The organism is Acetobacterium fimetarium (assembly GCF_014284475.1).
Taxonomy (GTDB): Bacteria; Bacillota; Clostridia; order Eubacteriales; family Eubacteriaceae; genus Acetobacterium; species Acetobacterium fimetarium.
On the sequence record NZ_WJBC01000063.1, the window covers coordinates 1 to 1,895 of the forward strand.

Annotated in this window: 2 protein-coding genes; one reads left to right on the top strand and one right to left on the bottom strand. The window is 45.3% G+C overall.

Annotated elements, in window-relative coordinates:
* Positions 1 to 175: 175 nt before the first annotated feature.
* A complete protein-coding gene (locus tag GH808_RS15005) occupies positions 176 to 871 on the top strand; it encodes a radical SAM protein (RefSeq protein WP_243166243.1) in 696 nt (231 codons plus the stop codon).
* Between the two features lie 175 nt (positions 872 to 1,046).
* On the opposite strand, the gene GH808_RS15010 is transcribed toward GH808_RS15005, so the two are convergent.
* Positions 1,047 to 1,781, bottom strand: coding sequence for a hypothetical protein (locus GH808_RS15010; RefSeq protein WP_186843592.1), 735 nt, complete (start codon positions 1,779 to 1,781; stop codon positions 1,047 to 1,049).
* Positions 1,782 to 1,895: the final 114 nt, after the last annotated feature.

Here is a 1,895-nt window from a genome sequence, read left to right on the forward strand (position 1 = left end):
GGTTGTCGATCCGGCAGATTGAACGATTGACTGGAATCAGTTTTGGTGTCGTCAGAAAGGCATGAAAAAGGGTCTTCAGTGAATAGCCCCAGATCACCAAAGGACACAAGAGAACCGTCCCCCTGATAACCCGGGCAATGCGGGCAAAGACCGGGTCCTCAAACTCGCCGCCCTGTTGAAGGAGCGAAACATCACTTTCGGTATTGAAGCCCGGGTTAACGATATCGAAGAGCAAACCATCGCCGCCCTGGTGGATGCCGGCCTGCGTCATATCCTGATTGGTCTGGAAAGCGGCCGGGATGAATCGCTCAAACGCCTGAACAAGTTGACTTCCGTATCGGACAATGAAAAAGCTCTGCGCATTTTACGAAAATACGGCATCGAGCCCAGCGTCGGTTTTATCATGTTCGAGCCAGACTCCACCATCGAAGATCTCAAAATCAACTATGACTTCCTGAAGCGCAATGATCTGCTGGAAAAGCTCGAAATCAGCGTCAACGTGCTCTATCATCATATGATCATTCTCCAGGGCAGTGCCTCCTACAAAGCCCTGCAGGATCAGGGTCGGCTCAATATTTCCGACCATTCCACCTACGAGGCCGACACCGATTACCAGAACCCGAAGGTTGCCACCATGGCCGGCATGATGCGGGATATGACCAACCATATTTTCGCTTACATGAAGGATACCTGGGAACTGAGTTTTAAAAAGGATCCGGCGACGCTGAGCCAGTACGACCTGGTCAACCGGCTGCTGGTGTACTCCTTCGCCGGTTTGCTCAATGAATTCGAAAGCGGCGAAATGACAGCTGAAAATCGCGATATCTACGTGCGATCATTCAACCAGTCAGTCGACCTGATCATGTCTTAGGATAAAAAAACGTACCGGCCTTTGCTGCAGATCATGCGGCAAGGGCCGGTACTGTTTTATCACGAGTGTCTATAAAAGTCTGGCGCCGACCGGACCAATCATTCAGGCCGCCATAACGGGGATTGGCAACCTGGTTAATGAAATAGATTGCTCAACGGCTGAATATAAACACGACTCAGCTCTTATATTCAGCCATTGCCATTAATCTTCTTACCTGTTGACAGATCAAATCATCCTCGACTTTTTCTATTTGAGACTCATGAAAGGTGTCATATTCATTCCAGAGCTTTCCGTCTTCAATATAGACAAAGTCCAACGCATAGATATTTTCCCAGCTAAAGATATTTTCAGCGTCTCTTAACAATCCGGGCACACTTGCCACGACATAATGGTTGTCCGTGGCAAAACCATATCGCTGTTTTTCCTTCACCCTGACGACGTCTCCTACTGAAAATAAGCGCCTGGCATTTTCTTGATAATCATTTGGCATTCTCAAGTATTGCAGTCCTTCCAGTCTCATTTCATGGCGTTCGATCAGATTTCCCTGATCGTCAAATATATAGTCGATACTGAGACTATGGTCTCTGCATAACTGATACAAGTCGGTCTCTTCTGAAACCATAACTTTTGTTTTATAACACTGCTGAACGATTTTGCGTTCAAATTGATCAATCGCTTCCATAATGATCAATTCATGAATGACAAAATGGTAATAAATCTGTTTTCTAATAAAGGTCGCCATTTCATCATTCTGATAATCAATATCCTTGTCCTGAAGTTTTTTAATCCGCTCATTGACCTCCTCAATACCAACCTGGAATGCTTGTTCATAATGTAAGTAAACGTTGCTGTAGAAACTATTCCTTTCACATAAATCGCCGTATCGGTTTACATAAATGTTTTTGACCAACTAAATTGACCTAAAAATGATTGACTTGAATGTCTGGGAGTTGCTCTGTATAATGACATTAACCTAGAGAAAGAGAAAGGCCCCAGAGAACCCCTCCTGCAAGATCGTGTCCTC